Source organism: Pseudomonas agronomica, from assembly GCF_025917275.1.
GTDB classification, from domain to species: Bacteria; Pseudomonadota; Gammaproteobacteria; order Pseudomonadales; family Pseudomonadaceae; genus Aquipseudomonas; species Aquipseudomonas agronomica.
In genome coordinates this window covers 1-16,580 of record NZ_JAOSHO010000011.1, presented here as the reverse complement: position 1 = coordinate 16,580, position 16,580 = coordinate 1, and the positions used below count along the sequence as shown (strand labels likewise).

General features: G+C 56.1%; 13 protein-coding genes and 4 tRNA genes. All 17 read right to left on the bottom strand.

Translation table 11 applies throughout. The features are described 5' to 3' along the window. Nucleotides 1–12: 12 nt before the first annotated feature. The 17 genes from rpsL to birA all read right to left on the bottom strand — a co-directional run bounded on the left by rpsL (nucleotide 13) and on the right by birA (nucleotide 16,495). Entirely contained in the window at nucleotides 13–384 is a 372-nt protein-coding gene (gene rpsL, locus OC610_RS02195) for a 30S ribosomal protein S12 (RefSeq protein WP_003186084.1), read from the bottom strand. 216 nt (nucleotides 385–600) lie between these two features. Then, nucleotides 601–4,800, bottom strand: coding sequence for a DNA-directed RNA polymerase subunit beta' (gene rpoC, locus OC610_RS02190; protein WP_264426327.1), 4,200 nt, complete (start codon nucleotides 4,798–4,800; stop codon nucleotides 601–603). 64 nt (nucleotides 4,801–4,864) lie between these two features. Continuing rightward, nucleotides 4,865–8,938, bottom strand: a complete 4,074-nt coding sequence (gene rpoB, locus OC610_RS02185) for a DNA-directed RNA polymerase subunit beta (RefSeq protein ID WP_264426326.1) — start codon at nucleotides 8,936–8,938, stop codon at nucleotides 4,865–4,867. 220 nt (nucleotides 8,939–9,158) lie between these two features. After that, entirely contained in the window at nucleotides 9,159–9,524 is a 366-nt protein-coding gene (rplL, locus tag OC610_RS02180; RefSeq protein ID WP_030138519.1) for a 50S ribosomal protein L7/L12, read from the bottom strand. A gap of 78 nt (nucleotides 9,525–9,602) precedes the next feature. Continuing rightward, a complete protein-coding gene (gene rplJ / locus OC610_RS02175; RefSeq protein ID WP_030138520.1) occupies nucleotides 9,603–10,103 on the bottom strand; it encodes a 50S ribosomal protein L10 in 501 nt (166 codons plus the stop codon). A gap of 198 nt (nucleotides 10,104–10,301) precedes the next feature. Then, complete coding sequence (gene rplA, locus OC610_RS02170; protein ID WP_030138521.1) at nucleotides 10,302–10,997, bottom strand: 50S ribosomal protein L1; 696 nt, start codon at nucleotides 10,995–10,997, stop codon at nucleotides 10,302–10,304. Next, nucleotides 10,997–11,428 carry a 50S ribosomal protein L11 gene (gene rplK / locus OC610_RS02165; RefSeq protein WP_003176435.1) on the bottom strand — a complete coding sequence of 144 codons (432 nt, stop codon included), beginning with the start codon at nucleotides 11,426–11,428 and terminating at the stop codon, nucleotides 10,997–10,999. The genes rplA and rplK overlap by 1 nt, the downstream gene beginning before the upstream one ends. 117 nt (nucleotides 11,429–11,545) lie before the next feature. Further along, on the bottom strand, nucleotides 11,546–12,079 hold the full coding sequence (nusG, locus tag OC610_RS02160; RefSeq protein WP_010443972.1) for a transcription termination/antitermination protein NusG: 534 nt from the start codon (nucleotides 12,077–12,079) through the stop codon (nucleotides 11,546–11,548). 9 nt (nucleotides 12,080–12,088) lie between these two features. Then, nucleotides 12,089–12,457, bottom strand: coding sequence for a preprotein translocase subunit SecE (secE, locus tag OC610_RS02155; RefSeq protein ID WP_024776457.1), 369 nt, complete (start codon nucleotides 12,455–12,457; stop codon nucleotides 12,089–12,091). Between the two features lie 45 nt (nucleotides 12,458–12,502). Beyond that, nucleotides 12,503–12,578 (bottom strand) — tRNA-Trp (locus OC610_RS02150). A 53-nt stretch (nucleotides 12,579–12,631) separates the two neighbouring features. Continuing rightward, nucleotides 12,632–13,825, bottom strand: a complete 1,194-nt coding sequence (gene tuf / locus OC610_RS02145) for an elongation factor Tu (protein ID WP_003186103.1) — start codon at nucleotides 13,823–13,825, stop codon at nucleotides 12,632–12,634. 84 nt (nucleotides 13,826–13,909) lie between these two features. Beyond that, nucleotides 13,910–13,985: transfer RNA gene (locus OC610_RS02140), tRNA-Thr, on the bottom strand. 26 nt (nucleotides 13,986–14,011) lie between these two features. Next, nucleotides 14,012–14,085: transfer RNA gene (locus OC610_RS02135), tRNA-Gly, on the bottom strand. A 24-nt stretch (nucleotides 14,086–14,109) separates the two neighbouring features. Further along, a tRNA-Tyr gene (locus OC610_RS02130) sits at nucleotides 14,110–14,194 on the bottom strand. 142 nt (nucleotides 14,195–14,336) lie between these two features. Continuing rightward, a complete protein-coding gene (locus tag OC610_RS02125; RefSeq protein WP_264426324.1) occupies nucleotides 14,337–14,792 on the bottom strand; it encodes a hypothetical protein in 456 nt (151 codons plus the stop codon). Between the two features lie 7 nt (nucleotides 14,793–14,799). Continuing rightward, a complete protein-coding gene (locus tag OC610_RS02120) occupies nucleotides 14,800–15,549 on the bottom strand; it encodes a pantothenate kinase (RefSeq protein ID WP_264426323.1) in 750 nt (249 codons plus the stop codon). After that, the gene (gene birA, locus OC610_RS02115; protein ID WP_264426331.1) at nucleotides 15,539–16,495 is read right to left on the bottom strand and encodes a bifunctional biotin--[acetyl-CoA-carboxylase] ligase/biotin operon repressor BirA; all 957 of its coding nucleotides are present in this window, start codon (nucleotides 16,493–16,495) and stop codon (nucleotides 15,539–15,541) included. The genes OC610_RS02120 and birA overlap by 11 nt, the downstream gene beginning before the upstream one ends. Nucleotides 16,496–16,580: the final 85 nt, after the last annotated feature.

Below are 16,580 nucleotides of genomic sequence, written 5' to 3'. Positions count from 1 at the left end.
CAAAACGGCCGATTACTTCGGACGCTTGGTACCGTACTTCGAACGACCCTGGTTACGACCTTTAACGCCGGAAGTATCCAAAGAACCGCGAACGGTGTGGTAACGAACACCTGGCAAGTCTTTTACACGACCGCCGCGGATCAGTACCACGCTGTGCTCTTGCAGGTTGTGGCCTTCACCACCGATGTACGAGGAAACCTCGAAACCGTTGGTCAGACGCACACGGCATACTTTACGCAGTGCCGAGTTAGGTTTTTTCGGCGTGGTGGTATACACACGGGTGCATACGCCACGACGTTGCGGGCAGTTCTGCAGCGCAGGCACGTCGGATTTCTCGACGATACGCTTACGCGGCTGACGTACCAGCTGGTTGATAGTTGCCATCTACTAGCTCCACTGTTGTCTTGCGACGCTATTGTCTTGCAAGAAAAGCAAAATGGCAGGAACGAATTCCCGCCAAATTTAGGGGATCAAGAGTCTAAAGAGGATCTTGTCCCCAGTCAAGGCAAGGCCCCGACCTCCCCGCCCGCCAGATCTCGACAATTTGTCTCGATCCGCCGAACGGGATGACCAGGGCCAGGCACTCAATCAACGCCGAACTCAGTTACCGCTCGAGTTCAGTGCTTCGGTCAGTGCAGCTTCCACTTCACTGGCGCTTACGCGCAACGGCTTGTCTGCATCACGGCGACGCTTGCGCTCGCTGTGATAGGCCAAACCGGTACCGGCCGGGATCAGACGACCCACGACCACGTTTTCTTTCAGGCCGCGCAGGTAATCGCGCTTGCCGGTTACCGCCGCTTCGGTCAGTACGCGGGTGGTTTCCTGGAAGGAAGCCGCCGAGATGAACGATTCGGTGGACAGCGACGCCTTGGTGATACCCAGCAGAACGCGAGTGAACTTGGAGACAAACTTGTCTTCGCCGCTCAGACGCTCGTTCTCTACCAGCACGTGAGTCAATTCCATCTGGTCGCCCTTGATGAAACTCGAGTCGCCGGATTCAGCGATCTCGACCTTACGCAGCATCTGACGCAGGATGGTCTCGATGTGCTTGTCGTTGATCTTCACGCCTTGCAGACGGTAAACGTCCTGGATCTCGTTCACGATGTACTTGGCCAGCGCACTCACACCCAGCAGACGCAGGATGTCGTGTGGATCGCTCGGACCGTCCGAGATAACTTCGCCGCGGTTTACCTGTTCGCCTTCGAACACGTTCAGGTGGCGCCACTTCGGAATCAGCTCTTCGTACGGATCGGTACCGTCGTTCGGGGTGATAACCAGACGGCGCTTGCCTTTGGTCTCTTTACCGAACGCGATGGTGCCGCTGACTTCAGCCAGAATCGAGGCTTCTTTCGGACGACGGGCCTCGAACAAGTCGGCAACACGCGGCAGACCACCGGTGATGTCGCGAGTTTTCGAAGTCTCTTGCGGGATACGAGCGATAACATCGCCGATCGCGATCTTCGCACCATCCGCTACACCGACCAGGGCGTTGGCTGGCAGGAAGTACTGAGCAATTACGTCAGTGCCTGGCAGCAACAAATCCTTGCCGTTGTCGTCGACCATCTTCACGGCTGGACGGATGTCCTTGCCCGCAGCTGGACGATCTTTTGCGTCGAGTACTTCGATGTTGGTCATACCGGTCAATTCGTCAGTCTGACGCTTGATCGTGATGCCTTCTTCCATGCCCACGTAGGTCACGGTACCTTTCATCTCGGTAACGATTGGGTGAGTGTGCGGATCCCACTTGGCCACGATGGCACCAGCGTCGACCTTGTCACCTTCCTTCACCGAAATCACAGCACCGTACGGCAGCTTGTAGCGCTCGCGCTCACGACCGAAGTCGTCGGCAATTGCCAGCTCACCGGAACGCGACACTGCCACCAGGTGACCATCCACTCGCTCAACGTGCTTCAGGTTGTGCAGGCGGACGGTACCGCCATTCTTCACCTGGACGCTGTCGGCTGCGGAGGTCCGGCTTGCCGCACCACCGATGTGGAACGTACGCATGGTCAGCTGGGTACCCGGCTCACCGATGGACTGGGCAGCGATAACGCCGACCGCTTCACCGATGTTCACCTGGTGACCACGTGCCAGGTCGCGACCGTAGCACTTGGCGCAGATGCCATAGCGGGTTTCGCAGCTGATTGGCGAACGCACGATCACTTCATCGATGCTGTTGAGCTCGATGAATTCGACCCACTTCTCGTCAACCAGGGTGCCAGCAGGAACGATGACGTCCTCGGTACCTGGCTTGAATACGTCACGGGCAATGACACGACCCAATACGCGCTCACCCAATGGCTCGACAACGTCGCCGCCTTCGATGTGCGGCGTCATGACCAGGCCATGCTCGGTGCCGCAATCGATCTCGGTCACGACCAAGTCTTGCGCCACGTCTACCAGACGACGAGTCAGGTAACCGGAGTTCGCTGTCTTCAATGCGGTATCCGCGAGACCTTTACGAGCACCGTGAGTGGAGATGAAGTACTGGAGTACGCTCAAACCTTCACGGAAGTTCGCAGTGATCGGCGTCTCGATGATGGAACCGTCCGGCTTGGCCATCAGGCCACGCATACCGGCGAGCTGACGGATCTGCGCAGCAGAACCCCGCGCACCCGAGTCGGCCATCATGTACATCGAGTTGAACGATTCCTGGTCAACTTCGTTGCCGTGGCGGTCGATGACTTTCTCTTTCGAGAGGTTGGCCATCATCGCCTTGGAAACTTCGTCGTTCGCCTTGGACCAAAGGTCGATTACCTTGTTGTACTTCTCGCCCTGGGTTACCAGGCCGGACGCGTACTGGCTTTCGATCTCTTTCACTTCTTCGGTGGCAGCACCGATGATGCGGGCTTTTTCATCAGGGATAACGAAGTCGTTAACACCGATGGAAACGCCGGAGATGGTCGAATAGGCAAAACCGGTGTACATCAACTGGTCGGCGAAGATCACGGTCTCTTTCAGACCAACCACGCGGTAGCACTGGTTGATCAGCTTGGAGATCGCCTTTTTCTTCATCGGCAGGTTGACGACATCGAACGACAAGCCTTTTGGCACAACCTGGAACAACAGCGCACGGCCGACAGTGGTGTCGACGATGCGAGTGTTGGTCACGCTGTTGCCATCACGATCGTTTACGGTTTCATTGATCCGCACCTTGATCTTGGCGTGCAGTGCGGCTTCGCCAGCACGGAACACACGGTCGACTTCCTGCAGATCCGCGAACACACGACCTTCGCCCTTGGCGTTGATCGCTTCACGAGTCATGTAGTACAGACCCAATACAACGTCCTGGGACGGAACGATGATTGGCTCACCGTTGGCTGGCGACAGGATGTTGTTGGTCGACATCATCAACGCACGCGCTTCAAGCTGGGCTTCCAGCGTCAGCGGTACGTGCACGGCCATCTGGTCGCCGTCGAAGTCGGCGTTGTACGCAGCACAGACCAGAGGGTGCAGCTGGATAGCCTTGCCTTCGATCAGTACCGGTTCAAACGCCTGGATGCCCAGACGGTGAAGGGTCGGTGCACGGTTGAGCAGCACTGGGTGTTCGCGAATCACTTCGGCGAGAACGTCCCAGACCTCTGGCAGTTCGCGCTCGACCATTTTCTTGGCGGCTTTGATGGTGGTCGCAAGACCACGCATTTCCAGCTTGCCGAAGATGAACGGCTTGAACAGCTCCAGGGCCATTTTCTTTGGCAGGCCGCATTGGTGCAGACGCAGGGTCGGGCCTACGGTAATTACCGAACGGCCGGAGTAGTCAACACGCTTACCGAGCAAGTTCTGACGGAAACGACCTTGCTTACCCTTGATCATGTCAGCCAGGGATTTCAGAGGACGCTTGTTCGAACCGGTAATAGCGCGGCCACGACGACCGTTGTCGAGCAGTGCGTCGACCGCTTCCTGCAACATACGCTTTTCGTTGCGCACGATGATGTCCGGAGCGGACAGGTCAAGCAGACGCTTCAAGCGGTTGTTACGGTTGATCACTCGACGATACAGATCGTTGAGGTCGGAAGTCGCGAAGCGACCGCCATCGAGCGGAACCAGTGGACGCAGGTCTGGCGGCAGGACCGGCAGAACGGTCAGCACCATCCACTCTGGCAGGTTGCCGGAGCCCTGGAAGGCTTCCATCAACTTCAGACGCTTGGACAGCTTCTTGATCTTGGTTTCGGAGTTGGTTTGCGGAATCTCTTCGCGCAGACGACCAATCTCGTGCTCCAGGTCGATAGCGTGCAGCAGTTCGCGGACAGCTTCGGCACCCATGCGGGCATCGAAATCGTCGCCGAACTCTTCCAGCGCTTCGAAGTACTGCTCGTCGTTGAGCAGCTGACCTTTTTCAAGGGTGGTCATGCCTGGATCGATAACGACATAGCTCTCGAAGTAGAGAACGCGTTCGATATCACGCAGGGTCATGTCCATCAGCAGGCCGATACGGGACGGCAGCGATTTCAGGAACCAGATGTGAGCAACTGGCGAGGCCAGTTCGATGTGCGCCATGCGCTCACGACGAACCTTTGCCAGCGCGACTTCAACGCCGCACTTCTCGCAGATCACGCCGCGATGCTTCAAGCGCTTGTACTTACCGCACAGGCACTCGTAATCCTTTACCGGGCCAAAGATCTTGGCGCAGAACAGGCCGTCACGCTCGGGTTTGAACGTACGGTAGTTGATGGTTTCCGGCTTTTTAACTTCACCGAACGACCACGAACGGATCATCTCAGGCGAGGCCAATCCAATACGGATGGCGTCGAACTCTTCGACTTGACCCTGGTTTTTCAGCAAATTCAGTAGGTCTTTCAAGGCCTTTCCTCCTGGCGGAGCAGAGAGCGGGCTATACAGCCCCGCTCTCGATTCGCGTCACGTGTTATTCGGTTTCCAGATCGATATCGATGCCGAGGGAACGAATTTCCTTGATCAACACGTTGAAGGACTCGGGCATGCCCGGCTCCATACGGTGATCGCCGTCCACGATGTTTTTGTACATCTTGGTCCGGCCGTTCACATCGTCCGACTTCACTGTGAGCATTTCTTGCAGAGTGTATGCAGCACCGTATGCTTCCAGTGCCCAGACCTCCATCTCCCCGAAACGCTGACCACCGAACTGCGCCTTACCACCCAGCGGCTGCTGGGTAACCAGGCTGTAAGAACCGGTAGAACGAGCGTGCATCTTGTCGTCTACCAAGTGGTTCAGCTTCAGCATGTACATGTAGCCAACGGTAACCGGACGCTCGAACTTGTTGCCGGTACGACCGTCGAACAGCTGCATCTGGCCGCTTTCCGGCAGGTCTGCCAGTTTCAGCATGGCCTTGATTTCGCTTTCCTTGGCACCGTCGAACACCGGGGTAGCCATTGGCACGCCGCCGCGCAGGTTCTTCGCCAGGTCCAGGATTTCCTGGTCGGAGAAGGTGTCCAGCTCTTCGTTGCGCCCGCCGATCTCGTTGTAGATCTCGTGCAGGAACTTGCGCAGGTCTGCGACTTTGCGCTGCTCTTCGATCATACGGTTGATCTTCTCGCCCAAGCCCTTGGCCGCTAGGCCCAGGTGGGTTTCAAGGATCTGACCAACGTTCATACGCGAAGGTACGCCCAACGGGTTGAGGACCACATCGACCGGGGTGCCATTGGCATCGTGCGGCATGTCTTCAACCGGCATGATCACGGAGACCACACCCTTGTTACCGTGACGACCGGCCATCTTGTCGCCCGGCTGGATGCGGCGACGGATTGCCAGGTAAACCTTGACGATTTTCAGCACGCCTGGAGCCAGGTCATCGCCCTGCTGCAGCTTGCGCTTCTTGTCTTCGAACTTGTCGTCCAGCAGACGGCGGCGATCAACGATGTAGGCCTGGGCCTTCTCGAGCTGCTCGTTCAGAGCATCTTCAGCCATGCGCAGTTTGAACCACTGGCCGTGCTCAAGACCGTCGAGAACTTCGTCGGTGATCTCCTGACCTTTCTTCAGGCCGGCGCCGCCTTCGGCTTTGTGGCCGACCAGAGCGGAGCGCAGACGTTCGAAAGTCGCGCCTTCAACGATACGGAACTCTTCGTTCAGGTCCTTGCGGATCTCGTCGAGCTGAGTCTTCTCGATGGACAGTGCACGAGCATCACGCTCAACGCCGTCACGGGTGAAGACCTGTACGTCGATGACAGTACCCTTGGTGCCGGTAGGCACGCGCAGGGAGGTGTCTTTTACGTCGCTGGCTTTTTCACCGAAGATCGCACGCAGCAGTTTCTCTTCCGGAGTCAGTTGGGTCTCGCCTTTCGGAGTGACCTTGCCGACCAGGATGTCGCCTGCGCCTACTTCAGCACCTACGTAAACGATACCGGCTTCGTCCAGCTTGTTCAGTGCAGCTTCACCCACGTTCGGGATGTCCGCAGTGATTTCCTCTGGGCCAAGCTTGGTGTCACGAGCCACGCAGGTCAGTTCCTGGATGTGGATCGTGGTGAAGCGGTCTTCCTGAACCACACGCTCGGACAGGCAGATGGAGTCTTCGAAGTTGAAGCCGTTCCATGCCATGAACGCGATGCGCATGTTCTGACCCAGAGCCAGCTCACCCATGTCGGTGGACGGGCCGTCGGCCATGATGTCGCTGCGCTGAACCCGATCACCCTTGCTCACCAGCGGACGCTGGTTGATGCAGGTGTTCTGGTTCGAGCGGGTGTACTTGGTCAGGTTGTAGATGTCGACACCGGCTTCGCCCGGCTCTACTTCGTCATCGGCAACACGAACCACGATACGGCTGGCGTCGACGGAGTCGATCACACCGCCACGACGAGCCACGACGCAAACGCCGGAGTCGCGAGCAACGTTGCGCTCCATACCAGTACCAACCAGCGGCTTGTCGGCACGCAGGGTAGGTACAGCCTGACGCTGCATGTTCGAACCCATCAACGCACGGTTGGCGTCGTCGTGCTCGAGGAACGGGATCAGCGACGCTGCAACCGAAACTACCTGCTTCGGCGATACGTCCATCAAGGTGACGTCTTCCGGCGCCTTGACGGTGAACTCGTTCAAGTGACGAACAGCTACCAGCTCGTCGACCAGGACTTTCTTCTCGTTCATCGTGGCCGAAGCCTGGGCGATCACATGATCAGCTTCTTCGATGGCGGACAGGAAAACGATCTCGTCGGTAACCAGGGCGTCTTTCACCACGCGGTACGGGCTTTCAAGGAAGCCGTACTGGTTGGTGCGCGCATAGGCAGCCAGGGAGTTGATCAGACCGATGTTCGGACCTTCCGGCGTTTCGATCGGGCATACGCGACCGTAGTGAGTCGGGTGTACGTCACGAACTTCGAAGCCTGCACGCTCACGAGTCAGACCGCCCGGGCCGAGTGCGGAAACACGACGCTTGTGGGTGATCTCGGACAGCGGGTTGTTCTGGTCCATGAACTGGGACAGCTGGCTCGAACCGAAGAACTCCTTCACCGCCGCAGCCACAGGCTTGGCGTTGATCAGGTCTTGCGGCATCAGGCCTTCGCTTTCAGCCATCGACAGGCGTTCCTTGACCGCACGCTCTACGCGCACCAGGCCAACACGGAACTGGTTCTCGGCCATCTCGCCTACGCAGCGAACACGACGGTTACCCAGGTGGTCGATGTCATCGACGATGCCTTTGCCGTTACGGATGTCGACCAGGGTCTTGAGGACCGCAACGATGTCATCCTTGTTCAGCACGCCCGAACCTTCGATCTCGGTACGACCGATGCGACGGTTGAACTTCATCCGGCCGACCGCAGACAGGTCATAGCGCTCAGGGCTGAAGAACAGGTTGTTGAACAGGGTCTCGGCGGCATCCTTGGTTGGCGGCTCGCCAGGACGCATCATGCGATAGATCTCGACCAAGGCTTCCAGTTGGTTGCCGGTGGAGTCGATCTTCAGCGTGTCGGAGATGAACGGACCGCAGTCGATGTCGTTGGTGTACAGGGTCTCGATACGAACGACCTGGGCCTTGACGATTTTCGCCAGGATCTCGACGGTCAGTTCGGTGTTGCACTCAGCGATGATTTCGCCAGTGGCTGGATGCACGATGACCTTGGCACTAGTGCGACCCAGGACATAGTCCATTGGCACTTGCAGCTCTTTGATCCCGGCTTTTTCCAGCTGGTTGATGTGACGAGCGGTAATACGACGACCTTGCTCGACAATAACCTTGCCTTTGTCGTCCTGGATATCGAGGACCGCGATTTCACCGCGCAGGCGCTGAGGCACCAATTCCAGGCTCAGGTTTTCACCCTGCACATGGAATACGTTGGTGGTGTAGAACGCGTCCAGCACTTCCTCGGTGGTATAGCCGAGCGCGCGCAGCAGTACCGATGCAGGCAGCTTGCGACGACGGTCGATACGCACGAATACGCAGTCTTTCGGGTCAAACTCGAAGTCCAACCACGAACCGCGGTAAGGAATGATGCGCGCGGAGTAGAGCAGTTTGCCGGAGCTGTGCGTCTTGCCACGGTCGTGGTCGAAGAACACGCCCGGGGAACGGTGCAGCTGGGAAACGATTACACGCTCGGTACCATTGATTACGAAGGTACCGTTTTCAGTCATCAGGGGGATTTCACCCATGTAGACTTCTTGCTCTTTGATGTCCTTGATCGCTTTGTTCGACGATTCTTTGTCGAAAATGATCAGGCGCACTTTTACCCGCAAAGGTACGGCGTAAGTTACACCGCGCAATACGCATTCTTTGACATCAAATGCCGGTTCGCCCAGGCGATAACCGACGTACTCCAGCGCAGCATTGCCGGAGTAGCTGATGATCGGGAAAACGGATTTGAAGGCCGCATGCAGGCCCACGTCGCGGAACTGATCTTTAGTCGCTCCCGCTTGCAAGAATTCACGATACGAATCCAGCTGGATGGCCAGGAGGTACGGCACATCCATGACGTCCGGCAACTTGCTAAAGTCCTTGCGGATACGTTTTTTCTCAGTATATGAGTAAGCCATCAGCGTTCCCCAGCTTGGTCACCTGCTTGTTTGGCCCCTCCCGACGGGAGCAGCCAGAAAATCGTGCAAACCCCATGGTTTGCGCCACCACATCGGGTGGTTACAGCTCGCGATCAGCACCGACCCAGTCGGCTGCCAATAACGGAAAAAGGCCGGTGGCAAGAGCCACCAGCCATCAGCCTGTCGCTTAACGCTCGGGCTGGAGACGCAAAGTCGATGCTTACTTCAGCTCGACTTTAGCGCCTGCTTCTTCCAGAACTGCTTTGGCTTTGTCAGCTGCGTCTTTGGCAACAGCTTCCAGAACCATGGCAGGAGCGCCGTCAACTACAGCCTTGGCTTCTTTCAGGCCCAGACCGGTCAGTTCACGTACAGCCTTGATCACGTTTACTTTCTTCTCGCCAGCTTCGGTCAGCATGACGTTGAATTCGGTTTGCTCTTCAGCAACGGCAGCAGCAACAGCTGGACCAGCGGAAGCAGCAGCAGCGGTAACACCGAATTTTTCTTCGAAAGCTTTGATCAGCTCAACAACTTCCATTACGGACATGTTGGCAACGGCTTCGAGGATGTCGTTTTGAGAGATAGTCATGAAACTAAATTCCTGAATTGGGGGACGGCCTACGCGACCATCGAAATAAACAAAAAACGCGGAAAGGGTTGTCGAGCCTTAGGCTGCGGCAGCTTCTTTCTGGTCGCGCAGTGCCGCCAGGGTACGAGCCAATTTGCTGGTTGCGCCTTGCATCACGCTCATCAGCTGAGAAATTGCTTCGTCACGGGTCGGCAGAGTTGCCAATACGTCGATCTGGTTAGCTGCGAGGAACTTGCCCTCGAACGCAGCTGCCTTAATCTCGAACTTGTCCTGACCTTTGGCGAATTCCTTGAACAAACGGGCAGCAGCGCCAGGATGTTGGGTGGAGAATGCGATCAAGGTCGGGCCGGTGAACACGTCGTTGAGGACACTGTATTCAGTGTCAGCAACAGCGCGCTTGAGCAGGGTGTTACGTACTACACGTACGTAAACGCCAGCTTCACGAGCCTCTTTACGGAGTCCGGTCATAGCGCCTACTGTTACGCCACGGGCATCAGCCACGACAGCGGACAGAGCAGCTTTGGCAGCCTCGTTGACTTCAGCGACGATGGCCTTCTTGTCTTCGAGTTTAATTGCCACGGGTTTAACTCCTGCTTGTTACCGTTTCATCCGATCGAAACCGAATGTCGTTTTGGTGTCTGATTCGGTAAGGAACCGGGAGCACCATCTGCGTAGGCTTGTGGTTTAAGACTTGCGTCGCCTACGGTCTTGGACAGCCCCCGCCAGGCAGGGACCCCAATATGTCGACTGGCGCAATCGCTTGCGCCAACCTTTGTCTTACGCGTCGAGCGAGCTCTGATCAATGATCAGACCTGGGCCCATAGTGGTGCTCAGGGTAACGCGCTTGACGTAGATACCTTTCGAAGAAGCTGGTTTGATGCGCTTCAGATCAGCGATCAGGGCCTCAACGTTTTCCTTCAGCTTGACGGCGTCGAAGCCAATCTTGCCAACGGAAGTGTGGATAATGCCGTTTTTGTCGGTGCGATAACGAACCTGACCAGCCTTGGCGTTCTTGACCGCGGTGGCTACGTCTGGGGTTACGGTGCCGACTTTAGGGTTAGGCATCAGGCCACGTGGACCGAGGATCTGACCCAGCTGGCCTACAACGCGCATGGCATCCGGGGATGCGATCACGACGTCATAGTTCAGGTCGCCGCCTTTCATTTCAGCAGCCAGATCGTCCATGCCTACGCGATCAGCGCCAGCAGCCAGAGCAGCTTCAGCTGCTGGACCCTGGGTGAACACGGCAACACGAACGGTTTTGCCAGTGCCGTGTGGCAGCACGGTAGCGCTACGTACGACCTGGTCGGATTTACGTGGGTCAACGCCCAGGTTCACAGCAACGTCGAACGACTCGCTGAACTTGACAGTCGACAGCTCGGCCAGCAGTGCAGCGGCGTCTACAAAGTTGTAGGCCTTGCCTGCTTCGATTTTGCCGGCGATAGCCTTTTGACGCTTGGTCAGCTTAGCCATTACACACCCTCCACGTTAAGGCCCATGCTACGAGCAGAACCGGCGATAGTACGCACGGCTGCATCCATATCAGCTGCAGTCAGATCCGCGTTTTTGGTTTTCGCGATTTCTTCCAGCTGAGCACGGGTAACGGTGCCAACCTTAACGGTGTTTGGACGAGCGGAGCCGCTGGTCAAACCTGCAGCCTTCTTCAGCAGAACCGAAGCAGGGGTGCTTTTTGTTTCGAAAGTGAAGCTACGGTCGCTGTAGACAGTGATGATCACTGGAGTCGGCAGACCTGGCTCAAGACCCTGAGTACGGGCGTTGAAGGCCTTGCAGAATTCCATGATGTTCACGCCGTGCTGACCCAGAGCAGGACCAACAGGTGGGCTTGGGTTAGCCTGAGCGGCCTTCACTTGCAGCTTGATGTAAGCGGTAATCTTCTTGGCCATGAGGCACTCCAATTACGGGTTCGAACGCCTCGAAAGGCTCCCCGGTTGCTTGCGCGTTTATCCCAGTGACGACAAAACCCCACAGCCTTGGGCTGCGGGGTTGGGATGCCTGTTCAATCAGACCTTTTCGACCTGACTGAACTCCAGCTCTACCGGAGTAGAGCGACCGAAAATGAGCACTGCCACTTGGATCCGGCTCTTTTCGTAGTTAACTTCTTCAACCGTGCCGTTGAAATCAGCGAATGGACCGTCGGTGACACGTACAACCTCACCTGGTTCAAACAACGTTTTCGGCTTCGGCTTGTCGCTACCATCAGCGACGCGACGCAGAATCGCTTCCGCCTCTTTATCGGTGATCGGCGCAGGCTTGTCGGCGGTACCGCCAATGAAGCCCATCACACGAGGGGTATCCTTGACCAAGTGCCAAGTCCCTTCGTTCATATCCATCTGTACCAGCACATAGCCCGGAAAGAACTTGCGTTCGCTTTTGCGCTTCTGGCCATTACGCATTTCAACCACTTCTTCAGTGGGAACCAGAATCTCGCCAAAGCCATCTTCCATGCCAGCCAGCTTCACACGCTCTATCAGCGAGCGCATAACATGCTTCTCGTAACCCGAGTAAGCATGCACAACGTACCAACGCTTAGCCACGGGACACCCTTAGCCAACAATCAAGGAAACAAGCCAGCCGAGCAGGGAATCAAGCCCCCACAACAGCAACGCCATCACCAGAACAACAGCCACAACGATCAACGTGGTCTGCGTGGTTTCTTGGCGAGTCGGCCATACGACTTTACGAATCTCGGTGCGAGCTTCCTTTGCGAGTACGAAGAAAGACTTGCCCTTCGCCGTCTGCAAGCCTACAAAGGCAGCAACAGCAGCAATAGCAAGCAATGCAAGTACACGGTACAGGATCGGCGAAGCAGAAAAATACTGATTGCCAACAACGCCAACAACCACCAAAGCGACTACTACTAGCCACTTGAGCAGATCGAAGCGAGAGCCTTGAGCTTCAGCTTTAGGAGTCATCTATGAAGATCCTGTGAAAAGAAAGCCAGACACACCGAGTGAATCTGGCAGGTCAGGAGGGAATCGAACCCCCAACCTACGGTTTTGGAGACCGTCGCTCTGCCAATTGAGCTACTGACCTAAAACAAAATCAGGCCGACCATTATGCCGGCCCGAAAAAGACATTACAACTGTTTACTCGATGACTTTCGCTACGACGCCGGCGCCAACGGTACGACCGCCTTCACGGATAGCGAAACGCAGGCCATCTTCCATTGCGATGGTCTTGATCAGGGTAACAGTCATCTGAATGTTGTCACCTGGCATTACCATTTCAACGCCTTCTGGCAGCTCGCAGTTACCAGTCACGTCAGTTGTACGGAAGTAGAACTGTGGACGGTAGCCTTTGAAGAACGGAGTGTGACGACCGCCTTCTTCCTTGCTCAGAACGTAGACTTCTGCGGTGAACTTGGTGTGCGGCTTGACGGTGCCTGGCTTGACCAGAACCTGGCCACGCTCAACGTCGTCACGCTTGGTGCCGCGCAGCAGCACGCCGCAGTTCTCGCCAGCACGACCTTCGTCGAGCAGCTTGCGGAACATTTCAACGCCGGTGCAGGTAGTTTTCTGAGTGTCGCGCAGACCGACGATCTCAACTTCTTCCTGGATACGGACGATGCCACGTTCAACACGACCAGTCACAACAGTACCGCGACCGGAGATCGAGAATACGTCTTCGATTGGCATCAGGAACGGCTTGTCGATAGCACGCTCTGGCTCTGGGATGTAGCTGTCCAGAGTTTCCACCAGCTTCTTGACAGCAGTGGTGCCCATTTCGTTGTCGTCTTGGCCGTTCAGAGCCATCAGAGCCGAACCGATGATGATTGGAGTGTCATCACCTGGGAAGTCGTAAGTGCTCAGCAGGTCGCGCACTTCCATCTCAACCAGTTCCAGCAGCTCAGCGTCGTCAACCATGTCAGCCTTGTTCAGGAAGACAACGATGTACGGAACGCCTACCTGACGGGACAGCAGGATGTGCTCACGGGTTTGTGGCATCGGACCATCGGCGGCCGAGCAAACCAGGATCGCGCCGTCCATCTGGGCAGCACCGGTGATCATGTTTTTTACGTAGTCGGCGTGACCTGGGCAGTCAACGTGCGCGTAGTGACGCACGGCCGAATCGTATTCAACGTGAGCGGTGTTGATGGTGATACCGCGAGCTTTTTCTTCCGGGGCGCTGTCGATCTTGTCGAAGTCAACCTTGGCCGAACCGAAAACTTCGGAGCAGACACGGGTCAGAGCAGCGGTCAGCGTGGTTTTACCGTGGTCGACGTGACCAATGGTGCCAACGTTGACGTGCGGCTTATTACGTTCGAACTTTTCCTTAGCCATCGAAATCACCCCTAGGAGAAGAATTTAGCGAGTCACACAAGCCATTAAAACAAAGGCAGATATTTTCATATCTGCCTTGTTATATGGAGCTCTTGAGCGGATTTGAACCGCTGACCTCACCCTTACCAAGGGTGTGCTCTACCAACTGAGCTACAAGAGCGAAACACTTTGCACAACCTGCAAACTTGGAGCGGGTAGCGGGAATCGAACCCGCATCATCAGCTTGGAAGGCTGAGGTTCTACCACTAAACTATACCCGCGGAGCTTGCAGCTCACGCTAAAACTGGTGGAGGGGGAAGGATTCGAACCTTCGAAGTCGTAGACGTCAGATTTACAGTCTGATCCCTTTGGCCGCTCGGGAACCCCTCCTAAGCGAGCCGGCATTCTATATCATGCCAGCCTTCTGTCAAGCATTTTCTCATTAAAAACCTGAGGTTAGCTGCGTTGACTGTGCTTCGTATCGCTTACCTTTAAAGGTCTTCGCTGCGAAGCGGGCGCCATTCTATGCAAACTACCCTGCAGGCGCAACCCCCTCGCATGGCATTATTTTATGTTTTAACTCATTGAATTCTTTAGAAAGGTTTTGGAGCAGCGTTTCATTTACCTTTCCCGCGTTTTCCTGGGAAACCTGGACCCAGAAGCCACCCCCCTCAGGAACATTCGGCGAGCTCGACGCTACGGAACGACTTGCAATGCCTGAGGCAGCCAGGCGCTGGTCCAATTGCCTGGCCAGCTCCGGACGGACAAAACCACCCAAGTAGACACAGTTTTTTGATGCCTCACCTGACCGCCCTGAATCACGCCTGACCAGCGCATCAGCAGTTTCGCTCAAGAGATGGATATCCTGCTGCGAACCGCGATACAAACTCAACGGGGTGACATCCTTGGCACGAAGCGGGGCTTCCTGCTGGTGCCAGATGTAATAGAAGACATTCAGAACCAGCAATAACAGAAACAGCCACCGCATAGAAACCTCAAGACAAAGGACAAGCCATCGCCAAACCGACAAAAACCAGATCCGGGACCACCTTGGCATCGGGAACAACCCCGGATACCAGACTGGCATCCCCTCCCGTGAGAAACACGACGAAATCCTTTCCCCAATATTGCCGCGCCAATTCAAGCTGAGTCAGCACAAATCCTCTGAGCATCAGCATGCAACCGCGCTCTACCGCCTCGACAGTGGCGCGACCTGGAGCGAGGCTCTCATGGGCCCGCTCGGCTGCCATATCGTCGTATCGGATCTTACGCGTGTGGGTACGTAGTTGATTACGCATCAAAGGCATACCCGGACAAATGAACCCTCCGAGATGCCCGCCATCCGCAGCCACGAAATCAGCCGTAACGGCAGTACCAAAATCCAGGACCAAGCACGCCCCCGAAGCGAGATGAAACCCACCAAGCAGGGCCAGCCATCGATCGAGCCCTAATCGCTCGTGATCTTCGTAGCCATTGCGCACACCCGCCATTTCCCTGGCAGGCAATGCGCGAACTACCGACACCCCGAACGCTTCAACCAGCGAAGCGACCAACAAATCCGTCTCCGCCTGGGTCCTCACACTAACAAGACGACACTTCTTGAGCTGGAACTTCTCGGTATCACTCAGGCTAGCCATCAGATCAGCGTCAGAGCCGACCACGCCACCCTCGACTGGCGTCACCCCGTCAGGACGAAGAACGCGCCATTTGATAAAGCTGTTGCCGCAGTCGAGCTCAAGAATCATCACGCAACCTCAAACTGAGCTCACCACCGCTAAAGTTCTTTTCCACACCATCTACCTTCAAACGCAGCGCACCCTGATGATCAATGCCCAGCACAACACCGTCGATTTTATTAACACCGGCAATCAGAGATACAGTCCGCCCCTGCCAAAGATGATACTGCTCCCACTCCAACTGAATCGCAGCAAATCCTGAAGCGTGATGAAGCTCCAGATATCGCTGCAGCTTCGCACCCAATCGTGCCACCAGCTCATTGCGATCGAAACTCCTGCCCGCCTCAAGACACATGGATGTCCATTGCTGGTCGACTTCGTCAGTCGATTGCATATTCACGTTAATCCCGACCCCAAGGACAACATGGCAAACGTCTGCTGGATCCCCCACCAACTCAAGTAAAATACCGGCGATTTTTTTCTCACCCACCAGGACATCATTGGGCCATTTAAGCCCCGCACCTGCGATCCCCATATCACGCAACACATGCATGACCGCCAGCCCAACGACCAGGCTCAACCCTTCGAGCTGCCGCATACCGCCGTCAATACGTAACACCAGGCTGTGATAGAGGTTTTCAGCAAACGGACTGACCCACTTACGGCCTCGACGCCCGCGACCCGCGACCTGTCGCTCGGCCAAGACCAGGAACGGTGCAGCCCCGCCACGCTCGATGAGACGCAGTGCCTCGGCGTTAGTGGAGTCGATAGAGTCGAATAGATGAACAGGCCACTCATCAAGGCCTTTTTTGCAGATTTCTGACGCATCCAAAAGCAACAGGGGCTTAGCCAACTGATACCCCCTACCTCGAACCTTATGAACAGACAATCCTAAATCCGCCTCCAAGTGCTGCAACTGCTTCCATACGGCACTGCGACTGATACCCAGTGCTACACCCAGCGCCTGCCCCGAATGAAAGCGGCCATCCTTCAGAAGTTTTAGCAACGTGAGCATGCGGACTGCGCCCTGATAATGAGGCCCGCATGATAGCCATGCGCAAGACGGTTGCATAGAAACACAAAAATACTTTCCGGCGGGC